Raw genomic sequence first — 20,906 nt, forward strand, 5'->3', positions numbered from 1 at the left:
CTGACAACGGCCCCCGGTGAACCTTTCCGGTCACAGCACTAGTGGCCTCCGCCGTCGGCGTGGATGACCTCTCCGGTGATCCAGGCGGAGTCGTCGGAGGCGAGGAAGAGGGCCACAGCGGCGACGTCCTCGGGCCGGCCGATTCTGCCCAGGGGAGTGGCGGCGATCAGTTCGTCCGCCATGTCGCTGTCGATCACGCCGAGGGAACGGGCACCTTCGGTGTCGGTGGCCCCGGGGGCGAGCGCGTTGACCCGGATCCCCCGTCCGGCCAGTTCCTTCGCGGAGATCCTGGTCATGGTCGTCAACGCGGCCTTGGTCGAGGTGTAGAGAGCGGATCCCGGGCGGTTGTGCGCCACGCCGGAGGTCGTCACATTGATGATCGCCGCGTTCTCCGCGGGGGCCTGTTCGGCGAACGCCCGCGTGGTCAGGACCGGGCCGAGGACATTCGTCCCGTACTGCCGGTGGAACTCCTCCTCTGTGATCTCCGTCATCGCCTGGAAGGAGAAGACGGCCGCGTTGTTGACGAGGATGTGCGCCGGGCCGAACTCCCGGACCGTACGGGCGAAGAGATCGGCGACCTGATCGGCGCGGGAGACGTCCGCGCGCACCGCCAGCGCCCTGCCGCCGTGCCGTTCTATCTCGGCGACCGCGTCCTTGGCGGCCCGGTCGTCCCGGCTGTAGGCGACGGCCACCGAGGCTCCCTCGGCGGCCAGTGCCAGGGCGATGCCACGGCCGATGCCTTTGGTGCCACCGGTGACCACGGCGGTACGGGATACGAGCTTGCCCACGAGGTGTCCTTTGGGGGGTGAGGGGAAGGGAGCGGCCGAATGGCGGCCGTTGGGTGCCCCTCCACTCTGTTCAACCCCGGCAATTGCTTCAAGAGGGCACAAAAAGGTGCCCTGGTTCCCTCGCTGACACCACCGGGCCGGCCCGGAGGGCCCTCCGCCGGCCCGGGTTTCCGTCCGGGCCGACCCGGGTTTCAGTCCGACGGGGGCGAGGCGGCGTCGTAGGCCGCCCGGGAGGTCTCGATATAGCCGAGGTGCTCGTCGGTCCAGTGGGCCAGGGGGTAGAGGACCGAGTGGAGGCTGCGTCCGGCGTCGGTGAGCGCGTACTCCACCTGCGGCGGCACGGTCGGTGTCACGGTTCTGCTGACCAGCCCGTCCCGCTCCAGCCGGCGCACGGTGGCGCTCAGCATCCGCTGGGTGATGCCCTCGACCGACCGCTTCAGTTCGTTGAAGCGGCGGGGACCCGCGTTGAGACGGCAGATCACGATCACCGTCCACTTGTCCCCCAGCCGGGCCAGCACCTCACGCAGCAGGACGGCGCGCGGCAGCGCCGTATCGGCGTCGGCCGGGATGGTGGTCATGGTCGCCTCCGTGGTGGCCTCGTCCCTCCGGTATCCACGGTATACCACCCCCATCTCCTGGCGGTGCAACTCGGCGTGGAGACGCGCCACTTCACGGTGGCGGGCCTGGCGGGGTGGCGGGGTGACGTCGACGGGGCGGCGGGCGGGGTTCGTTTCCCCGTACCCGCCGCCCCGTGGCCGAATCGCGTGGTCAGCCCGCCGCGAGTACCGCCGCCACCACCGGGCCCGCCGCGTCTCCGCCGTGGCCGCCCGACTGGACGACGGCCGCCGCGGCCACGTCGTTCTGGAAGCCGGTGAACCAACTGTTCGACGTGGCCTGGCCGTCGACCTCCGCCGAGCCGGTCTTCGCGCCCTTGTCCCCGCCGAGTCCTGACATCGCGTTCGCCGCCGTACCGCTCGTCGCCGTGAGCCGCATCATGTCCCGGAGCTGCTGCGCCACCGAGTACGGGAGCGAGCGCGCGGCGGTGGCCAGCGCGCGGTCGTCCAGCGAGCGCGGCACGATGATCGGCTGCTTGAACGTGCCGTTCTTCGCGGTGGCGGTGATGGACGCCATGTTGAGCACGTTCATCTGGACCGTGCCCTGCCCGATGTACTGCGCCGCCGCCTCGCCGCCCACCGCCGACGGCACGCTTCCGTCGAAGGAGGCGATTCCCGTCTTCCAGTTGTCGAGGCCGATGCCGAAGACCTGCTCGGCCTCGTTCTTCAGCGCCGAGTCGTCATGGGTGTCGTCGATCAGCTTGATGAAGGCGGTGTTGCAGGAACGGGCGAAGCTCTGCGCGAAGGTGCCGCCCTGGATCGAGAAACCGTCCAGGTTCTGGAACGTACGGCCCTGGTACATGGCGGTCGGCGGGCACTCGGCCGGCCGGTTCGCGTCGGCCAGGCCCTTCTCCATCAGCATCGCCGCGGTCACGATCTTCATCGTGGAGCCGGGCGCCTGCTTGCCGAGCATGGCCGCGTTGAAGCCGTCCTCGCGGTTGTTGGCGACCGCGAGGATCTCGCCCGTACTGGGCTTGACCGCCGCGACCGACGCCTCGCTGAACTTCTTCACCGCCTGCTCGGCGGCGGCCTGCACATTCGCGTCCAGCGTGGTGCGCAGCGTGCCCTCCTTGCCCTTGGCGAGGGTGAGCAGGGTCTGCCCCGGCACGCTGTCGCCGTCGCTCTTCAGCGACAGCTCGACGCCCGGCGAGCCGCCCGCGTCGGCGCCGTACCGTTCCCGGAGCTGGTCCAGGACGGACGCGAGCGACGGGTACTTCTCCTTCGTCAGCGCGACGCCGTTGCGGTCCACCGCCTTGATGGGCGGGACCTTCGCCTCGGAGGTCTCCAGATGCGTCGTGTCCGTCAGCTTGGGATGGATCACGGACGGCGCCCATTCGACCAGCGGGCGCCCGGTGGTCAGTCCGCGCACCACGGTCAGCTCGGAGCTGTACGCCCATGGCTTGCTCTCGCCGCCGAAGGTCACCGTGGCCTTGACGGTGAACGGCACCTTCGCGCCCACCGCCGGGCCCGGGGTGATCACCGCGCGGGTGACATGGGCCTGGTCGCGGTAGCCGTCGATGACGGGCGCCGCCGCGGTGGGGTCGTTGGTGAGCTGGGCGACGGTCGTGCCGTCGTCCCCGCCGGCCCAGCCGGCGAGGAAGTCCTTCGCGGCCTTGTCGATCTCGTCGGCGCTCAGCGGCCCGGTCTTGATCTCTTGTGTCGCCGATGTGGTGGTGCTGTCCGTGTTCCCGCCGGTGAGCCCGCTGTACACGTTGTACGCGCCGTACCCCACCCCGCCGGCGACCACGGCGAACACCCCGCCGACCACGGCGACCTTCGCTCCACTGCGCATCTGTGCAGTCCCCCTCCCCAGGAGCCCCCTTGAACATCTGAACATGTTCAAGGAAGTTTCGGACCGAACTCTACGGGACGGGTGCGCCGGGGGAGGAGTGCGTTATCGGACTGGGACGGTGACCACGACCCCGCCAAGACCCGGTACACCCGCACCCATCTAGACCCAGGTGTCGAACCACATCCGGGAGCGCCAGGAGTCGATCGGGATCGGGGTGCCGGTGTAGAGCGGCCAGAAGTAGATGAAGTTCCAGATGATCAGCAGGACCAGTACGCCCGCGCCGACCGCGCCGATCGTTCTGCGGCGTTCGTCGGCGCCCGGGGGGCCGATCAGGGCGCCGGCCAGCATGGTCACCGCGAGGCAGAGATACGGGACGAAGACGACCGCGTAGAAGAGGAAGATCGTCCGCTCCTGGTAGAAGAACCAGGGCACCCAGCCCGCCGCGACGGCGCAGGCGATCGCGCCCGCGCGCCAGTCGCGGCGGAAGAACCAGCGCCACAGCACATAACAGAGCGCCAGACCGGCCGCCCACCAGAGCAGCGGGGTGCCGATCGCGAGGACCTCACGGGCGCAGTTGCCCGGGGTGCCCGCCGGGCAGCCCTCGCTGCCGGCCTTCGGGTCCTCGTAGAAGTACGAGACCGGGCGGCCCAGGACGATCCAGCTCCAGGGGTTCGACTGGTAGGTGTGGCCCGAGGTCAGATTGATGTGGAACTGGAAGACCTCGTTCTCGTAGTGCCACAGGCTGCGCAGCCAGTCCGGCAGCCAGGTGTAGCTCCCGCCCTTGCCCTGGGTCGTGGCCCAGTTCCTGAAATACCCCTTGTCGGTGACGATCCAGCCGGTCCAGGACGCGACATATGTGACGATCGCGACCGGCACCGTCGAGAAGAACGCCGGCACGATGTCCCGGCGGAGCACCGCGGCATACGGCCGTACCGCGCCCGCCGTGCGCCGGGCGCCGACGTCCCACAGGACGGCCATGACCGCGAAGGCCGCCAGGATGTAGAGCCCGTTCCACTTCGTCGCGAAGGCCAGCCCCAGCATCAGCCCGGCCGCGATCCGCCAGGGCCGCCACCCCAGCCGCAGCCGCTCGGCGACATCGACGTCCGGGCGCAGCAGGCCCTCCTCGTCCACCGGGAGCGCCGAGGCGAGTCTCCGGCGTGCCCAGTCGCGGTCGATCACCAGACACCCGAAGGAGGCCAGGACGAAGAACATCAGCACCAGATCGAGGAGGGCGGTACGGCTCATCACGAAGTGCAGACCGTCGACGGCGAGCAGTCCGCCCGCCAGACACCCCAGGAACGTGGAACGGAACAGCCGCCGCCCGATCCGGCAGAGCATCAGCACCGAGAGCGTGCCGAGCACCGCCACCATGAAGCGCCAGCCGAAGGGCGTGAACCCGAAGAGCTGCTCACCGAGGCCGATGACCCACTTGCCCACCGGCGGATGGACGACATACCCGGGGTCCGTCGGCAGCGGCACCCTCGACGGGTCGGCCAGGATCTGCTTGTCGATGTCCTTGGGCCAGCTCCCCTCGTACCCCTGGTTGACCAGTGCCCAGGCGTCCTTGGCGTAGTACGTCTCGTCGAATATCACCGCCTTCGGGCTGCCCAGGTGCCAGAAGCGCAGAACTCCCGCCACGGCCGCCACCAGCAGCGGACCGCCCCACGCGGACCAGCGGACGAGCCGCTCCGCCGTCGCCGGCGGCACGGCGAGTACGGCCCAGAGCCGCTCCGAGGGCCGGGTGTACGGCGGCACCAGCCGCTCGCGCAGCCCGGTCACCGGCCGCGGCACATGGCCGAATCGGCGCAGCCGCTGAGGCCATGAGGGCGGCGTTCCGCCGGCGTCGTGCCCCTGGAGGGCTTCAGGCGCAGTACTGGTCACCGCGCCATCGTAGGGAACGCCGCTGTGCGAGGGGTGCTCCGCGCCCTGCGAGGATGGCGGGATGGCGGATGTGAATGGAACGCTGGTACTCGCGGGGACGCCCATCGGTGAGGTGACGGACGCGCCGCCCCGGCTCGCGGCCGAGCTGGAGACGGCGGATGTGATCGCCGCCGAGGACACCCGGCGGCTGCGCAGGCTGACCCAGGCGCTCGGTGTGCAGACCCGGGGCCGGGTCGTCTCGTACTTCGAGGGCAACGAGTCCGCCCGGACCCCCGAACTGGTCGAGGCACTGACCGGAGGGGCGCGGGTGCTGCTGGTCACCGACGCGGGCATGCCGTCCGTCTCCGATCCCGGGTACCGGCTGGTGGCGGCGGCCGTCGAGCGTGGGATCAGGGTCACGGCCGTACCGGGGCCCTCCGCCGTACTGACCGCGCTCGCGCTCTCCGGGCTCCCGGTGGACCGCTTCTGCTTCGAGGGCTTCCTGCCGCGCAAGGCGGGCGAGCGGCTCGGCCGGCTGCGGGAGGCCGCGGCCGAGCGGCGCACGCTCGTCTACTTCGAGGCACCGCACCGGCTCGACGACACGCTCGCCGCGATGGCCGAGGTCTTCGGCGCCGAGCGCAGGGCGGCCGTCTGCCGTGAGCTGACCAAGACGTACGAGGAGGTCAGACGCGGGGGTCTGGGGGAGCTGGCGGCCTGGGCGGCCGAGGGCGTACGGGGCGAGATCACCGTCGTCGTGGAGGGCGCGCCGGAACAGGGGCCCGGGGAACTCGACCCCGCCGAGCTGGTGCGGCGGGTACGGGTGCGGGAGGAGGCGGGGGAGCGGCGCAAGGAGGCGATCGCCGCCGTCGCCGCCGAGGCCGGGGTGCCCAAGCGCGAGGTGTTCGACGCGGTCGTGGCGGCGAAGAACGAGGCGAACGAGGCGGCGAAGAACGAGGCGCGCACGCCCCCACGGCAGGCGCACGCACGCAGCGGGGTCCCGGGTCCGGCGCACGCCCCTTCGCGGGGCAAAGGACTATCGTGAAATGTAAAGCGCAGACCGGGAGTCGGGTCTTTTGGGCATGAGAAGGCCAAGACCAATCCATTAATCGACAGGGGCTGATGCGCTCCCGCCGGCAAAGGCGTCCACTGGGTCAGTGGAGAGGAGCTGGCATGAGTGAGATCACGGGCACCGCCGTAGCCCACGAGGCATATGCCTTTTGCTGTATGCACTGCGGGCACGGCTGGGAGCAGGCGTACGACATAGAGCATCACGTCGACGGCTCGGGCCGGAATTACGTTGTCTACAAGGCGGAGGGGATACGGGTCCCTTCCCCGCTGTCCAGCCCGTCCTGCACCAACTGCGGCGGGCATGTCGTGCGCATCATGCGTTCGGGACAGGTCTCGTCGGTGCGGGCGCTGATGACGGAGCAGTACCACCCGGCGAAGAGCAAGCGGGGCGCGGCGACGGCCGCGGCGGCCGGGACGACGGCCGCGACGGGCGCGGCGGGGGGCGCGGAGCCCGAGCAGATACCCGCAGGATCCGCCGAGGAGATACCCGTCGGATCCACGCAGGGCAGCACGGCGACGGGGCAGGCGGCGGGACATCACCACTGGCACCTCTCGGACCTGCTGCACCCGTTCCACCATCGCAAGTGAGCAACCTGTTCGACCACGTTCCACCCGTTCCACCTGTTCCACCTGTTCGACCCGTTTCACCGGTCGGACCTGCTGGATCTGTTCCATCCGCTCGACCTGTTCCACCGCTCGATCTGCCCCACCCCCTCGCCGCGTGCGTGAGCGCACGCGGGTGAGGCCGGGGGCGCGACCCTCGTAGGATCGCGCCCATGAGTTCGAAGCAAGCTCCGCCGCCGCTGCCCGAACCCCTCCGGGTACCGGTCGCGGATTCGCACACCCATCTGGACATGCAGGACGGCAGCGTCGAGGAGAGCCTGCGCAAGGCCGCCTCGGTCGGTGTGACGACGGTGATCCAGGTGGGGTGCGACCTCAAGGGCTCCCGCTGGGCCGCCGAGACGGCCGCGGCGCACGAGAACGTCCACGCGGCGGTCGCCCTGCACCCCAATGAGGCGCCCCGGATCGTGCACGGCGACCCCGACGGCTGGTCGCGGCAGGGCGCGCGCGAGAGCGGCGGGGACGCGGCGCTGGACGACGCCCTGGCCGAGATCGACCGGCTGGCCGCGCTGCCCCGGGTGCTGGCGGTCGGTGAGACGGGGCTGGACTATTTCCGGACAGGGCCCGACGGCATGGCCGCGCAGGAGCGTTCCTTCCGCGCGCATGTCGAGATCGCCAAGCGCCATGGGAAGACACTGGTCATCCATGATCGGGAAGCGCACGCGGATGTGCTGCGTATCCTCGCGGAGGAAGGCGCTCCGGAACGTACGGTGTTCCATTGCTATTCCGGCGACGCGGAAATGGCCGAAGTGTGTGCCGCGGCCGGTTACTACATGTCCTTCGCCGGCAATGTGACTTTCAAAAACGCTCAACCGTTGCGCGACGCGCTCACCATAGCGCCGCTGGAGCTTGTTCTCGTGGAGACGGACGCGCCTTTTCTCACTCCGGCGCCTTACCGCGGACGGCCCAATGCGCCGTATCTTATTCCGGTCACATTGCGGGCGATGGCCGAAGTGCGGGGGATCGGCGAGGACGCCATGGCCGAGGCGATCGCGGGCAATACGGCCCGCGCGTTCGGTTACTGACGCGTCGCGAGTACCACTCCCGTACCACGAGTGCTGACGTATCGCGAGCGTCGCGACACCGCGTAGTCGGGTTGCTTGGGAGAGTGACCGTCGCTCGGCTAGTGTCCGGGCCCCGCCCTGCCTTCGTGGCGGACCGAACCGGGCCGAACCGGCCCGGACCGGATCTTGTGGAGCGTCGTGAGCGAGTGGAGCGTCGTGAGCAATGAGCAATACCGTCGTGAGCGATACGCAGGGCAGTCACCGCGCGGCACGTGGCACGCGCCGAGGCACCGAGACCCGCGGCGCGGCTGAGACCGGCCGCGCTTCCGAGACCGGCGGCGCCGCGGAGGCGGGCCGCACTTCCGAGACCGGCCGAGTCGCCGGGACCAGTCATGCCGTCCAGGAGTCCTGGAGCAGCGGCAGCGCTGGCGGTGGCAGTGGCAGTGGCGGTGGCGCTGGCAGCGGCGGTGACGGCGGCGGCGGTGACGGCGGTGGCGGTGACGGCGGTGGCGGCAGCGCTGGCGGCAGCGAGCGGGGGCATGGCGATTCCGGTCGGCGCGGCGGTCCCCGTCCGCGCGGCGCCCAGGGGTCGTACTGGCCCGAGCTGCGCCGGCTGCTGCCCCGGGCCGTCGTCGTCGCCTTCCTGGCCGGCGGCACCTCGGTCTTCCTCGTCGGCGACAAGGCCGTCGAGCTCAGCACCCGCGGGGTACCGCGCACCACGCACACCTTGGCCGGTGACGCGGCGGAGCCGCTGACCGGCGACCGGGCGGCCGTCGGCGCGCACGGCATCGCCGCTCCCGCGCCCGGTGCCGGTCTCGTCAGCGGTGACGCGAGCGGCGAGGCGAGCGGCGTCCGCTACGGCCGGTCCGTCCTGCTCACCCTCGAAACCCTCGACGGACACCGGCGCCGGATCTCGACGACGGCCCGCGCGGTCGACAGCGCGCCACGCCGGACCGGGGTGCGCGCCGACATGCGGGCCGAGCGGGCCCTGGCCTCCCGGGTCGACCGCGGTGGGCGGACCATCCGTGCGAACGCGACGAACGCGACGAACGCGACGGCCGTGGCGGCCGTGGCGGCCGTGGCGGCCGTGGACGAGGCGCTCACCGAGGACGGTCTCGCGCCGTACGAGGACGACGCGACGTCCCTGCCGGACGACAGCGCCCCGGACGACAGCGCTCCGCACGACAACTCCTCGCACGACAGCTCCCCGCACGACGGCCGGGTCACCGACGGCCGGACTGTCGACGGCCAGACCGTCGACGGCCAGATCGTTGAGGACCAGATCGTTGACGACCAAGTCGTCGACCACCAAGTCGTCGACGACCAGACCATCGGCTTCCAGCACATCACGTCCCGTGAGCAGGTGCGTGACGAGGCCATCCCGTACGACACCGTGCGTACCGAGGACCCCACTCTCTTCCGGGGCACGGAGGTCATCGACCAGCGGGGGCGGCCGGGACTCCGCCGGGTCACCTACGGTCTCCGTACGGTCGACGGCGTCCAGCAGGAGCCGCGCGTACTCCACGCAGAGGTGATCCGCGCGCCGGTCAGCCGGCGGGTCAGGGTCGGTACGAAGGCGCGGCCGACCTCCACGGCCGGCGTGGACCATCTGAACTGGAAGGGGCTCGCCGCCTGTGAGTCGGGCGGCCGTCCCAACGTGGTCGATCCGTCGGGCAAGTACGGCGGGCTCTATCAGTTCGACGCCGCGACCTGGCGCTCCGTCGGCGGTCAGGGACGTCCACAGGACGCCACGGCCGAGGAGCAGACGTACCGCGCGAAGAAGCTCTACATGCAACGGGGGGCGAGTCCGTGGCCGTACTGCGGCCGTAGGCTGACCGGGTGAGTACCACTGAGCCCGACGCCCCGGACGCCCCACAGGCCCTGGGTGCCCCGGACGACACCCCGGACGCCCCGGACACCCCGGACGACGCAGAGACCTCGGCCTTCAGCGGCCTCGGCAGCCCCGGCACACCGGACAGCCCCGGTGCCCCCGGCGGTTCCGACACTCTCGGCGGTGCCGAGGCCTCCGGCGGTCCCGACGCCCTTCTGGGGCTGCTGGGGCCCGCGGACATCCGCGAACTGGCCGCGGCCCTGGGCGTACGTCCCACGAAGCAGCGCGGGCAGAACTTCGTCATCGACGCCAATACCGTCCGCAGGATCGTGCGTACCGCCGAGGTGCGCCCCGACGACATCGTCGTGGAGGTCGGCCCCGGGCTCGGCTCGCTGACGCTCGCGCTGCTGGAGGCGGCGGACCGGGTGACCGCCGTGGAGATCGACGACGTCCTGGCCGCCGCGCTGCCCGCGACGATCGAGGCCAGGATGCCCGCGCGTGCCGCGCGCTTCTCGCTGGTGCACTCGGACGCGCTGCGGGTGCGGGAGCTGCCGGGACCCGCGCCGACCGCGCTGGTCGCGAACCTCCCGTACAACGTCGCCGTACCGGTCCTGCTGCACATGCTGGAGCGCTTCCCCACCATCGAGCGGACGCTGGTGATGGTCCAGTCCGAGGTCGCCGACCGGCTGGCCGCCGCGCCGGGGAACAAGGTGTACGGAGTGCCGTCGGTGAAGGCCAACTGGTACGCGGAGGTCAGACGGGCCGGGGCGATCGGCCGTACGGTCTTCTGGCCCGCGCCCAATGTGGACTCCGGGCTGGTCGCGCTGACGCGCAGGGCGGAGCCGGTGAGGACGACGGCTTCCAGGGCCGAGGTCTTCGCGGTCGTCGACGCGGCCTTCGCGCAGCGGCGCAAGACCCTGCGGGCGGCGCTCGCGGGATGGGCGGGCTCCGCACCGGCGGCGGAAGCGGCCCTGGTCGCGGCGGGGATCTCGCCGCAGGCGCGCGGTGAGGCACTCACGGTGGAAGAGTTCGCGCGGATCGCGGAGTCGAAGAGCGCGGGGTCGAAGAGCGCGGAGTCGAAGGGGGCGGGCGCGTGAGCGTCGAGGGACAGGCACGGGCACGGACGCACGTAGATACGGCGACACCGGCACTGGCAGCAGCGCCAGCGACGGCACCAGCACCACCGATGGCGCCGGCACAGGTACGCGTGCGGGTGCCGGCCAAGGTCAACGCGCAGCTCGCGGTGGGCGCCGCCCGCCCCGACGGCTTCCACGACCTGGCGAACGTCTTTCTGGCCGTGGGCCTCTACGACGAGATCACGGTGACGCACGCGGACGAGCTGCGCGTCACCTGCTCGGGTCCGGACGCCGGCGAGGTCCCGCTGGACACCACCAATCTCGCGGCGCGGGCCGCGCTCGCGCTGGCGGAACGGCACGGGATCGAGCCGCGCGTCCATATCCATATCGCCAAGGACATCCCGGTCGCGGGCGGGATGGCGGGCGGCAGTGCGGACGGCGCCGGCGCCCTGCTGGCCTGTGACACGCTCTGGTCGCTCGGCTCCTCGCGGGACGAGCTCCTGGCCATCTGCGCCGAACTGGGCAGCGATGTGCCGTTCAGCCTGATCGGTGGCGCGGCGCTCGGCACTGGCCGGGGCGAGCGGCTCACACCTCTCGGCGTCGGCGGTGAATTCCACTGGGTGTTCGCGGTCGCCGACGGCGGACTGTCGACCCCCACGGTGTTCCGGGAGTTCGACCGGCTGGCCGAGGATACGGACGTACCGCTCCCGGTCGCCGATCCCGCGCTGCTGGAGGCCCTGCGTACGGGCGACACCGTCGCGCTCGCGGGCGCCCTCGCCAACGATCTCCAGCCCGCGGCCCTCGCCCTGCGCCCGTCCCTGGCGGACACCCTGGCGGCGGGCACGGCGGCCGGCGCCCTGGCCGCGCTGGTCTCGGGCTCGGGCCCGACGACGGCGTTCCTGGCGAAGGACCCGGCGTCGGCGGCCCGCATCGCGGAAACACTCCTGGCCTCGGGCACCTGCCGCACAGCCCGCGTCGCCACCGCGCCCGCCCCGGGCGCCACGGTCGTACCCCAAGACAGCACAACCTGACCGGCCCCCCGCCCCGGCCGGCCCGCGCGCTGCGTCAGCTCACAGTCGCGCGGGTCGGCAGCACGGCCAGGGCCTGATCCATCAGTTGCGGATCGTCCAGTGTGAAGCCGCCGACATGCAGCCGGTCGTGTCCGTACATCGGCTGTTTCAGCTCGGTGGTCCGGTCCAACTCCAGCGACCAGGACGCCGCGTGGAACTCCCGGGTGCGGGGTTTGGGCACACTGCGTCCGCTCCAGCCGACACAGATCAGCCAGCAGGCTTCGGCGAAGGCGCTGCCGCCGGAAGAGCCGTACACGCGCGTGGGCTGATGCCGGGCCGCGATGTCCATGAGTGCCACGTCCGGCAGTTGTGGCACTGAGAGGCGGCCGATGACCGCGGTCTGCCCGAAGTCCCCGGTGGTCGCGTACGCGATGACGTCGTACTGGTCCGGCCATGTGTGCAGCAGCGGCAGCACGGTCACCCTGCTGCTGCCGCTCAAGGTCCTTGCCACGTTCCTCTTTTCCTGTCGGACGGGGTACGCCCCGCTCGGATCGATTTCGAACGGGGCGGCCCGCGTTTCTGTTCAGACGGCGCGGCCGCCGTTGTCGCCGCAGCCGGTCGGCGGATTGGAGCCGCCGCCGTCGCCGTCCTCGATATCGGTGTTGTCCTCGTCTCCCTGGACAACCGCCAGGTGCTGTGGGTGGATGCTGGTCATGTGCCATGCCCTTCTTCTCGACGGGGCGGTGCATGACCCGCTTCGGCCGCTGTCCTGCCAGGGAATGGGCGGTCGGAGCGGGGATCAGTGAGGCCGCGCGCGGGCTGTGGGCAGGCAGCGGCGGCAGGCGCAGGGCGGGAATTCGAGCGACTCCGGAAGACGCTCGGGGTCGCCTGTGGGCACGGTGACCAAGGGCCGCACTGTTTGCCTCTGTCCCGTCGCGGTCGCGCGGTACACCTTGATCGTCATCACGGGATCTCCCCTGCCGGGTGAGGTGCTCCGGCTTCACGACGCTAGGGCGCTTCGAGCGCGCATCTCCATCGATGTGCAGATGTGTGCACACCTGCATTACTGCCAGGTAGTGGCTGGCTCGTGCCCTTGACGCTCCGAACGGTGATGAGCGACCGTGGTGCACACAGATGCACAGATCATGACCGGAGGTGGCCATGTCGTTACAGTTCATCGGAATCGATCCCCAGACCGGCGACGATGAGAGTCCTACCGTGTGGGTCGACCGCGACGCCCAAGAGCTCGTCCTACAGGGATGGAAGCCCAGCGCGGAGCTGGAAGCCGAGTGTGCGGCGACCGAGGTCCCCGGGCATGGGAAAGGGATCCCGGACGGGGAGGCAGTGATTCGAATTCCCGCCAGGATGGTGGACATGATCAGGGAGGCGTGCGATGCGGTCGAGCGTCACGTTCGATGAGTTGATCTCCGGCTGCACGCACTCCGCCGTGCATCTGGAGATGCGCGACTCCTACGCGGTGGAGTACGAGGAGGGGCCGTTCGCGGACTGGCGCGCAGGCGTCCGCCTCGACCCGGCCGACAAGGCGTCCTGGTGGCGGCCCTGGCTCGATCTCATCTCCGGGACGGTGGCGCGCGGGGTTGTCGTCCGTCGGGCCCGGATCGTGTCGGAGCCTGTCAGCGAATACATTCGCTACGAGCACTCCGGTACGTTCACCAACGTGGCCGCCGGTGAACAGGTCCGGTGGCTGCCTCGTCGTCAAGCCTCGGACATCGCGCTGCCCGGCAATGATTTCTGGCTCTTCGACGATCGATGGGTCCGCTGGAATCACTTCGCCGGTGACGGCTCGTCCATGGGCGGGGAGGTCACCGGCGATCCGGCTGCCGCGAAGCTGTGCGCCGAGGCGTTCGAGGCGGTCTGGGCGCGCGGTGTCCCGCACGATCAGTACGAGATCCACTGACAGGAAGCACCGGTAGACCCGCACATGCCCGTCTCTCCGTCGTCGTCCGCCCAAGCGGCGCGCGAAACCGTCGCGCGGCGGCTCGGTGACCTGCGGAAGGGGGCGGGCCTGACCGTCACGGAGCTGGCGGGCCGATGCGGGTGGCATCACGCGAAGACATCTCGTATCGAGAACGCCCGCACCGCGCCCTCCGCCACGGACATACGTCTGTGGTGTCGGGCGTGCGGGGCCGACGACCAGGCGGGCGATCTCATCGCGCAGTCGCTCAGTGCCGAGTCGATGTACCGGGAGTGGCGTCTTCAGGTGCGCGGCGGGCTCAAGCGGTTGCAGGAGAGGGGGGTGCAGTTCTTCCAGGAGACCGAGCTGTTCCGGGTGTACTCCTCCACCATGGTGCCGGGTCTGCTCCAGACCGAGGGGTACGCGGCGGCACTGCTGAGTGCCATCGCGGATTTCCGGGAGATCCCGGTGAACGACGGACCGGAAGCGGCGGCGGCCCGGGTCGAGCGCTCCCGTGTCATCCATGAACCCGGGCACCGGTTCGTCTTCCTCGTCGAAGAGGCGGTGCTGTATTACCAGCTCGGGGACGCGCAGGCCATGGCCGCTCAGCTCGGTCATCTGCTGACCGCGGGTGCCTTGCCGGCCGTTTCGCTGGGAATCATCCCGATGGCACGGCGTGAGCGTGGGACGTGGCCGCGCGAGACGTTCCATGTGTACGACGACATGCTCGTGTCGGTCGAGTTGACGTCTGCGCGGCTACGTATCACCCAGCCCAGCGAGGTCGCCCTCTATCTGAAGGCCTTCGAGGAGCTGCGGGGCCTGGCCGTGTACGGGGGCGACGCCCGCGCGCTGATCGTCAAGGCCGTTGGCGTGCTCGGCTGACGGTCGTCCGTCGGGCCGGCCCGGCTCGGCCGCAGGGTCGTTCCTGCCCGGTCGGCGGACGGGCCGTCGGGGTGTCCGTGGCGGCGACTACGCTGGGACGTCGACCGATCCCCGCTGTACAGGAGAAAAATGGCCGTCAATCTGGTCAATGTCGAGGCAGTCACCAAGGTGTACGGCACCCGTGCGCTGCTCGACGGTGTCTCTCTCGGCGTCTCCGAGGGAGACCGGATCGGCGTCGTGGGGCGCAACGGCGACGGCAAGACGACCCTCATCAGGGTGCTGAGCCGGCTGGAGGAGACGGACACCGGCCGGGTCACGCACAGCGGCGGGCTACGGCTCGGGGTGCTCACCCAGCATGATTCGCTCGATCCCGAGGCCACCGTCCGGCACGAGGTGATCGGTGATCTCGCCGACCACGAGTGGGCGGGCAACGCGAAGATCCGGGACGTGCTCACCGGGCTCTTCGGCGGGCTCGACCTGCCCGGGTTCCCGCAGGGCCTCGACACCGTCATCGCGCCGCTCTCCGGCGGTGAGCGGCGCCGGATCGCGCTCGCCAAGCTGCTCATCGGCGAGCCCGATCTGATCGTGCTCGACGAGCCCACCAACCATCTCGACGTCGAGGGCATCGCCTGGCTGGCCCAGCATCTGCGGACCCGGCGCTCCGCGCTCGTCTGTGTCACCCACGACCGGTGGTTCCTGGACCAGGTCTGTACGCGGATGTGGGACGTGCAGCGCGGCGCGGTGCACGAGTACGAGGGCGGCTACTCCGACTATGTCTTCGCCCGCGCCGAGCGCGAGCGCATCGCGGCGACGGAGGAGGCCAAGCGGCAGAACCTTGTCCGCAAGGAGCTGGCCTGGCTGCGCCGCGGCGCCCCCGCCCGTACGTCCAAGCCCCGCTTCCGCGTCGAGGCGGCCAACGAGCTGATCGCGGACGTACCGCCGCCCCGGGACACCTCCGAGCTGATGAAGTTCGCCAACGCCCGGCTCGGCAGGACGGTCTTCGACCTGGAGGACGTGAAGGTCCAGGCGGGACCGAAGGTGCTGCTCGACCGTCTCACCTGGCAGCTCGGCCCCGGCGACCGGATCGGACTGGTCGGGGTGAACGGCGCGGGCAAGACCTCGCTGCTGCGCGCGCTCGCCGAGGCCGCCCGCAGTCAGGGCGATGTCCAGCCCGCCGGCGGGAAGATCGTCGTCGGCAGGACCGTCAGGCTCGCGTATCTCTCCCAGGAGGTCACCGAACTGAACCCGTCGCTGCGGGTCCTCGAAGCGGTCCAGCAGATCCGGGACCGGGTCGATCTCGGCAAGGGCCGGGAGATGACGGCGGGCCAGCTCTGCGAGCAGTTCGGCTTCACCAAGGAGAAGCAGTGGACCCCGGTCGGCGATCTCTCCGGCGGTGAGCGGCGCCGGCTCCAGCTTCTGCGGCTGCTGATGGACGAGCCGAACGTCCTCTTCCTCGACGAGCCCACCAACGATCTCGACATCGAGACGCTCAACCAGTTGGAGGACCTGCTCGACGGCTGGCCGGGGTCGATGGTCGTCATCTCGCACGACCGGTTCTTCATCGAGCGCACCACGGACAAGGTGATGGCGCTGCTCGGTGACGCGGCGCTGCGGATGCTGCCGCGCGGGATCGACGAGTATCTGGAGCGGCGGCGCAGGCTGGTCGAGTCCGCGCCGTCGAAGTCCGCGGCGCCGAAGCCCCTCACGACCGCCGCCACTGCGGGCGCCACGGCCGCCGAGGAGCGTCCCGCGGTGGCCGTGTCGGCGAAGGACAACCGCGCGGCGAAGAAGGAACTCCAGAAGATCGAGCGTCAGCTCGACAAGATCGCCGGCCGTGAGACCACGCTCCATCAGCAGATCGCCGACAATGCCACCGACTTCGAGAAGGTGGCGAAACTGGACGCCGAGTTGCGTGAACTCGGCGGCGAACGTGATGAGTTGGAAATGCGCTGGCTGGAGCTGGCGGAGGACGCGTAGAGACGGTGCGCGGAACGCGTAACAGGCGCATCACGGGCCGGTTCTCCCTTGGGAACAGGGGACGGACCGGCCCGTCCCGTACGGGTGTCCGAGTGATAGAAAGAAGCCCCGCTCGACCGATGTGACGATGCGGAATCCATACCCGAACCGCTCCCTCCCGACGGAGCCGGCCACCGGAATCGCGGGGGAGACCGGCGGGGGAGACCGACCGGGTAGCGGACCGTATGGATGTGAAAAAGGGGGAACAGCGCTGATGAGCCAGCCACCCGGCCAGCAGCCGCCGCAGGGAGGCTTCGGCGCTCCGCAGGACCCGGAGCAGGGAGTTCAGGGACCGCCCGCTCAGCCGCCCCAGGCGCCACCGTCCCCGCAGCCCGGTTACGGCTATCCGCAGGGGCCGGGGCCGTACAACCCCGGTCCGGGGCCGTACGGTCAGCAGCCGGGACCGTACAACTCCCCGCCGGGGCCCTACGGTCAGCAGCCCGGCCCGTACAACTCCCCGCCCGGCCCCTACGGTCAGCAGCCTGGGCCCTACGGCGGCTATCCGCCCCAGCAGTTCCCCGGAGCGCCCGTCCCGCCACCCGGTGGCGGCGGCGCTGGCGGCGGAGTCGGCGGCAAGAACTTCCTCAGGTCCACGCCCGGCATCGTCACCGCGGCCGCCGTCGCGCTGCTGCTGATAGGCGGCGGCGCGTGGTTCGCCCTCGGCAGCGGTGACGGCGACGGCGACGCCAAGCCGACCGCGGGCAGGAGCGAGGGCGCCGATCCGAACGCGTCGGAAAGCGTCGACCAGGGGGACGGCACCGGCGGGGGCCGCGAGGAGCAGGACGATCTCAACGCCGGGCGCAAGGACGGCGAGTCCAAGGTGCTCTGGCTCCAGACCAACGATGTGGATCTGCCCCGTAACGGCTCGGACGTGTACGGCCCCTGGTTCGTCGGTGACACGGTCGTCAAGGCCATGTACCGGCAGGTCGTGGGCTACTCCGCCGTCGACGGCAGGAAGAAGTGGACGCTTCCGCTGCCCGCCGAGGTGTGCTCCGCGCCCGCCGCGCCCACGGCCGACGGCAAGATCGTGATCGGTGTCAAGGACGGCACGACCGACAAGAGCCTCTGCAACCAGCTCCAGATGGTCGATCTGACGACCGGCAAGGGCGGCTGGAAGAAGGAGGTCGTGGAGTCGGGGGTGTTCGACATCCTGACCGACATCACGCTGACGATCAGCGGGGACACCGTCACCGCCGCGCGCACCGGAAACTCCAACGCCTACCGGGTGAGCGACGGCAAGGACCTGTTCGCCAGGCTGCCGGGCGAGTGCCAGCCGTACGCGTTCGCCGGCGGCGCCAGGCTGATCGCCGCCGAGAGCTGCCCGACCGGTGACTACGAGACCACGCAGAACCAGATCCAGGAGCTCGATCCGGCCAGCGGCGCGGCCAGGTGGACCTACAAGCTCGCCAAGGACTGGGAGGTCGACAAGGTCTACTCGGTCGACCCCCTGGTCATCTCCGCGAAGAACGACGACAAGAAGTCCTGGAGCGTCTTCGCGCTCAACGCGAACGGCACCCTGCGCTCCGAAATCGCGGGCGGCAAGGACAAGTTCGCACCGCGCTGCGGCGGCGGATTCGTCGTCTTCGGCAGCAATCTGGAGGGCTGTGTCGGAGTCGCCGCCGACGCGGGCACCTTCTACATGTCGACCGAGCCCGACACGAGCGGCACCGCCGCGCGCACCAACGAGGTCATCGCCTTCAGTCTCGACACGGGCAAGGCCAAGTGGCGTGCCAAGGCGCCCGCCGGGCGGCAGATGACACCGCTGCGGATGGAGGGCGGCAAGGTCCTGGTGTATCTGGACCCCACGTACGACAAGGGCGGTGCGGTCGCGACCGTCGCGGCCACCGGCGGCGCCCCCACGATGCTCCAGCGGCACCCGGCGTCGACGGCCCAGATCGAGAACTCCTTCTACTCGGCGAAGCTGGCCTATGTGGACGGCCGGTTCTTCGTGACCAGCGGCCGGGTCAGCGCGAGCAACGACGAAGAGGAAATGAAGAAGTCGACCATGATGGCGTTCGGTGAGTGAACGGGGCCGGCCCCGCCGGGACTTGGGACCGATCCGCCGGGACTTGGGACCGATCCGCCGGGACCTGAGACCTTCCCGCCGGGACCTGGCACTCGCTCGGCCCGCTCCTCCGTACGCCCCCGACTTCCCGACCCCCGAGCTTCCTTCCGACGAGGTACGTACGCCATGACGCAGCCGCCCCAGCCGCCTCAGCAGTCGTCCAGCGAACCCCCGCAGCCGTCCAGCGAGCCCCCGCGGGGAGAGTTCGGAGCACCGCAGGAGCCTCCGGCCGGTGGCTTCGGCGCTCCGCAGGACCCGCCGCCCGGCGGGTACGGGTACGGTGCTCCGACGCAGCCCCCGCAGAACGTTCCCCCGCAGAACGTTCCCGCGCAGAGCGTTCCCCCGCAGAACGTTCCGTACGGTTACCCGCCGCAGCAGCAACCGCAGCCGCCACAGGGGGCCGCGGGAGCACCGGCCGGTCCCGGCACGCCGCCCGGGTACGGCTACCCCGCGCAGCCGGGATACGGCTATCCCGCCCAGCCGGGCGGGGCCGGCTATTCCGGTCAGCCGTCGTACGGCTATCCGACGCGGCCCATGGGGCCGCAGGGTCCGTACCAGCTGCCCCCTCAGGGCGGCGGGTTCGGCAACGGCGCCGCTTTCGGCAACGGAGGCAACGGCGGCAACGGCGAAGGCAACGGCGGTGGCGGCAGGAAGCTGTCCGCCCAGACGCAGATCATCGTCGCCGCGGCCGTCGCCGTGGTGCTGATCATCGGCGGTGGCATCTGGTTCGCCTCGTCCGGCGGCGACGGCGGGAAGAACGAGTCCAAGGGCACGTCGTCCGGTGCCACCGACGGCGCCAAGGGCGGCAAGGACGGCGACCAGGCCATCGGCGGCGGTGGCAAGGAGAAGGCCCCCGACAACACCAGGTCCAAGGCCGGATTCCAGCTTCCGCCGCCCAAGGTCACCGATGTCACGGGCGTCAACGGCTCCTGGGTCACCGAGACCGCCTATGTGAAGACGGGCGTCAACCAGATCGTCGGATACGACCTCGACACCGGCACCCAGCTCTGGACGATCCCGCTGCCCGGCCAGGTGTGCGCGGCGACGAAGCATGTCACCGAGGACGACAAGACCGCGATCGCCTTCGAGCCGGCCAAGCGCACCGCCACCGAGAAGTACCAGAAGTGCACGGAGGTCGGCGCGATCGACCTGATGGGCGGTGAACTGCTCTGGAGCAAGTCGGTCACGGGCGCCAGCGCCGGTGACGAGAAGGTCCGGTTCGACGAGATCACGCTCAGCGGTACGACGGTCGCGGCCGGCGGCACGGACGGCGGCGCGGCCTTCGACCTGGCCGACGGCGCGATCCGCTGGAAGCCCGAGGTCGACGCGGACGGCTGCTACGACATGGGGTACGGCGGCGGGGCCGGTCTGGTCGCCGCCCGCAAGTGCGGTTCGTACGACGACCCGCAGATCTCCATCGACACCCTGAACCCGGTCACCGGCGCCCCGCTCTCCTCGTTCAAGATGCCGGCCGGGGTCGCCTACGCGAGCATCGTCTCCACCAAGCCCCTGGTGGTGGCCGCCGATGTCGGTGACACGGCGGGCGACGGCAGCGGTATCTCGGACTTCTTCTCGATCGACGAGAAGACCGGCAAGCTGCTGGCGAAGATCCCGGCCGACGCCGACAGATACGCGGCGCGGTGCGGCTCCACCGAGGTCGAGTCCTGCCAGAAGCTGGTGGTGGGCAACGGCAGGCTCTATCTGCCGACCGAGGGGCACGAGGGCGGCGGGGAGTACGGCGACACGAACGAGATCGTGTCCTTCGACCTCACCACCGGCAAGGGCACATCGGACCGCGCGGACGCGGGCGACCGCTACACGATGTTCCCGCTGCGCATGGACGGCGGCAACGTCATCGCCTACAAGGTGCCCCCGTACGACAAGGGCGGCCAGATCATCTCCATCGACGGCGCCACCTTCAAGGAGACGGTGCTGATGGAGAATCCGGCCGACGAGGCCGTCCGGGACGCGGAGACCAGCTTCTCCGCGGACCACGCCGAGATCCTCTACGGGGACGGCCGGATGTTCCTCTCCGAGACCATGCTGAGCGAGCCGTCGAACTCGTCGCTGGACGACAAGTCGTATCTCGCGGTCTCGTTCAGCACGAAGTAGCGCGGCGGGCGTCCGCGCGGTGGGCGTCGCGGCGCGCGGTGGGCCCCGGCCCGTGGGAAGTACTCGCCATGGACCGGGGCCCGCTCCGTACGGCCCCGGTCCGTGGGGCCCGGCTCCGTACGGCCCGGCTCCTACGGCCGTCTTCCCACGGTCCGTCCCCCGCGGCCCTTCCGCGCCGTTGTGGACGTTCCATAGCGGCCCTGGTCGTCGACTAGTCCTGAATGGCCGGGAATTCGGCAATCCGAGGGGCTT

The 20,906-nt window shown here is 70.6% G+C and carries 18 protein-coding genes; 12 read left to right on the plus strand and 6 right to left on the minus strand.

Features of this window, described 5'->3' with window-relative positions; genetic code table 11:
• Positions 1–38: 38 nt before the first annotated feature.
• The 4 genes from OG214_RS23895 to OG214_RS23910 form a co-directional block, all read right to left on the minus strand.
• Positions 39–788, minus strand: a complete 750-nt coding sequence (locus tag OG214_RS23895) for an SDR family oxidoreductase (RefSeq protein WP_363080536.1) — start codon at positions 786–788, stop codon at positions 39–41.
• A 191-nt stretch (positions 789–979) separates the two neighbouring features.
• Positions 980–1,366 (minus strand): winged helix-turn-helix transcriptional regulator, encoded by a 387-nt coding sequence (locus OG214_RS23900; RefSeq protein WP_405985908.1) that lies wholly within the window; start codon positions 1,364–1,366, stop codon positions 980–982.
• Between the two features lie 190 nt (positions 1,367–1,556).
• Positions 1,557–3,194: a penicillin-binding transpeptidase domain-containing protein gene (locus OG214_RS23905; RefSeq protein WP_363080534.1), complete on the minus strand. Its 1,638-nt coding sequence runs from the start codon at positions 3,192–3,194 to the stop codon at positions 1,557–1,559.
• Positions 3,195–3,353: 159 nt separating this feature from the next.
• Entirely contained in the window at positions 3,354–5,075 is a 1,722-nt protein-coding gene (locus OG214_RS23910; protein ID WP_405985909.1) for a dolichyl-phosphate-mannose--protein mannosyltransferase, read from the minus strand.
• A gap of 70 nt (positions 5,076–5,145) precedes the next feature.
• On the opposite strand from OG214_RS23910, the gene rsmI reads away from it, so the two are divergent.
• The 6 genes from rsmI to OG214_RS23940 all read left to right on the plus strand — a co-directional run bounded on the left by rsmI (position 5,146) and on the right by OG214_RS23940 (position 11,685).
• Positions 5,146–6,096: a 16S rRNA (cytidine(1402)-2'-O)-methyltransferase gene (gene rsmI / locus OG214_RS23915; protein WP_405987592.1), complete on the plus strand. Its 951-nt coding sequence runs from the start codon at positions 5,146–5,148 to the stop codon at positions 6,094–6,096.
• A gap of 128 nt (positions 6,097–6,224) precedes the next feature.
• On the plus strand, positions 6,225–6,710 hold the full coding sequence (locus OG214_RS23920; RefSeq protein ID WP_405985910.1) for a hypothetical protein: 486 nt from the start codon (positions 6,225–6,227) through the stop codon (positions 6,708–6,710).
• Positions 6,711–6,898: 188 nt separating this feature from the next.
• Positions 6,899–7,768, plus strand: coding sequence for a TatD family hydrolase (locus OG214_RS23925; protein ID WP_405985911.1), 870 nt, complete (start codon positions 6,899–6,901; stop codon positions 7,766–7,768).
• Between the two features lie 202 nt (positions 7,769–7,970).
• Positions 7,971–9,590: a G5 domain-containing protein gene (locus tag OG214_RS23930; protein ID WP_405985912.1), complete on the plus strand. Its 1,620-nt coding sequence runs from the start codon at positions 7,971–7,973 to the stop codon at positions 9,588–9,590.
• Between the two features lie 203 nt (positions 9,591–9,793).
• Complete coding sequence (rsmA, locus tag OG214_RS23935) at positions 9,794–10,675, plus strand: 16S rRNA (adenine(1518)-N(6)/adenine(1519)-N(6))-dimethyltransferase RsmA (protein ID WP_405987593.1); 882 nt, start codon at positions 9,794–9,796, stop codon at positions 10,673–10,675.
• An 89-nt stretch (positions 10,676–10,764) separates the two neighbouring features.
• Positions 10,765–11,685 carry a 4-(cytidine 5'-diphospho)-2-C-methyl-D-erythritol kinase gene (locus tag OG214_RS23940; protein WP_405985913.1) on the plus strand — a complete coding sequence of 307 codons (921 nt, stop codon included), beginning with the start codon at positions 10,765–10,767 and terminating at the stop codon, positions 11,683–11,685.
• A 34-nt stretch (positions 11,686–11,719) separates the two neighbouring features.
• Here OG214_RS23940 and OG214_RS23945 read toward each other — a convergent pair whose 3' ends face one another.
• Positions 11,720–12,175 (minus strand): hypothetical protein, encoded by a 456-nt coding sequence (locus tag OG214_RS23945; protein ID WP_405985914.1) that lies wholly within the window; start codon positions 12,173–12,175, stop codon positions 11,720–11,722.
• Positions 12,176–12,247: 72 nt separating this feature from the next.
• Positions 12,248–12,379, minus strand: a complete 132-nt coding sequence (locus OG214_RS23950) for a hypothetical protein (RefSeq protein WP_363083365.1) — start codon at positions 12,377–12,379, stop codon at positions 12,248–12,250.
• Positions 12,380–12,825: 446 nt separating this feature from the next.
• On the opposite strand from OG214_RS23950, the gene OG214_RS23955 reads away from it, so the two are divergent.
• The 6 genes from OG214_RS23955 to OG214_RS23980 all read left to right on the plus strand — a co-directional run bounded on the left by OG214_RS23955 (position 12,826) and on the right by OG214_RS23980 (position 20,654).
• Positions 12,826–13,083: a hypothetical protein gene (locus OG214_RS23955; protein WP_405985915.1), complete on the plus strand. Its 258-nt coding sequence runs from the start codon at positions 12,826–12,828 to the stop codon at positions 13,081–13,083.
• Positions 13,058–13,582 (plus strand): DUF6879 family protein, encoded by a 525-nt coding sequence (locus tag OG214_RS23960; RefSeq protein WP_405985916.1) that lies wholly within the window; start codon positions 13,058–13,060, stop codon positions 13,580–13,582. The genes OG214_RS23955 and OG214_RS23960 overlap by 26 nt, the downstream gene beginning before the upstream one ends.
• 24 nt (positions 13,583–13,606) lie before the next feature.
• Positions 13,607–14,461: a helix-turn-helix domain-containing protein gene (locus OG214_RS23965; RefSeq protein ID WP_405985917.1), complete on the plus strand. Its 855-nt coding sequence runs from the start codon at positions 13,607–13,609 to the stop codon at positions 14,459–14,461.
• 129 nt (positions 14,462–14,590) lie between these two features.
• Positions 14,591–16,438: an ABC-F family ATP-binding cassette domain-containing protein gene (locus OG214_RS23970; protein ID WP_405985918.1), complete on the plus strand. Its 1,848-nt coding sequence runs from the start codon at positions 14,591–14,593 to the stop codon at positions 16,436–16,438.
• A 253-nt stretch (positions 16,439–16,691) separates the two neighbouring features.
• Positions 16,692–18,503 carry a PQQ-binding-like beta-propeller repeat protein gene (locus OG214_RS23975; RefSeq protein WP_405985919.1) on the plus strand — a complete coding sequence of 604 codons (1,812 nt, stop codon included), beginning with the start codon at positions 16,692–16,694 and terminating at the stop codon, positions 18,501–18,503.
• Between the two features lie 165 nt (positions 18,504–18,668).
• Positions 18,669–20,654, plus strand: a complete 1,986-nt coding sequence (locus tag OG214_RS23980) for a PQQ-binding-like beta-propeller repeat protein (RefSeq protein ID WP_405985920.1) — start codon at positions 18,669–18,671, stop codon at positions 20,652–20,654.
• Positions 20,655–20,906 lie beyond the last annotated feature (252 nt).

Origin of the sequence: Streptomyces sp. NBC_00872 (genome assembly GCF_045161915.1) — a bacterium.
In the GTDB taxonomy this organism is placed as follows: Bacteria; Actinomycetota; Actinomycetes; order Streptomycetales; family Streptomycetaceae; genus Streptomyces.

Bases quoted from the DNA above. Each gene is read 5' to 3' on its own strand.
- OG214_RS23900 (WP_405985908.1), bottom strand. From the start codon at position 1,366: ATGACCACCATCCCGGCCGACGCCGATACGGCGCTGCCGCGCGCCGTC.
- OG214_RS23905 (WP_363080534.1), bottom strand. From the start codon at position 3,194: ATGCGCAGTGGAGCGAAGGTCGCCGTGGTCGGCGGGGTGTTCGCCGTG.
- OG214_RS23920 (WP_405985910.1), top strand. From the start codon at position 6,225: ATGAGTGAGATCACGGGCACCGCCGTAGCCCACGAGGCATATGCCTTT.
- OG214_RS23925 (WP_405985911.1), top strand. From the start codon at position 6,899: ATGAGTTCGAAGCAAGCTCCGCCGCCGCTGCCCGAACCCCTCCGGGTA.
- OG214_RS23930 (WP_405985912.1), top strand. From the start codon at position 7,971: ATGAGCAATACCGTCGTGAGCGATACGCAGGGCAGTCACCGCGCGGCA.
- OG214_RS23940 (WP_405985913.1), top strand. From the start codon at position 10,765: ATGGCGCCGGCACAGGTACGCGTGCGGGTGCCGGCCAAGGTCAACGCG.
- OG214_RS23950 (WP_363083365.1), bottom strand. From the start codon at position 12,379: ATGACCAGCATCCACCCACAGCACCTGGCGGTTGTCCAGGGAGACGAG.
- OG214_RS23955 (WP_405985915.1), top strand. From the start codon at position 12,826: ATGTCGTTACAGTTCATCGGAATCGATCCCCAGACCGGCGACGATGAG.
- OG214_RS23960 (WP_405985916.1), top strand. From the start codon at position 13,058: ATGCGGTCGAGCGTCACGTTCGATGAGTTGATCTCCGGCTGCACGCAC.
- OG214_RS23965 (WP_405985917.1), top strand. From the start codon at position 13,607: ATGCCCGTCTCTCCGTCGTCGTCCGCCCAAGCGGCGCGCGAAACCGTC.
- OG214_RS23970 (WP_405985918.1), top strand. From the start codon at position 14,591: ATGGCCGTCAATCTGGTCAATGTCGAGGCAGTCACCAAGGTGTACGGC.
- OG214_RS23975 (WP_405985919.1), top strand. From the start codon at position 16,692: ATGAGCCAGCCACCCGGCCAGCAGCCGCCGCAGGGAGGCTTCGGCGCT.
- OG214_RS23980 (WP_405985920.1), top strand. From the start codon at position 18,669: ATGACGCAGCCGCCCCAGCCGCCTCAGCAGTCGTCCAGCGAACCCCCG.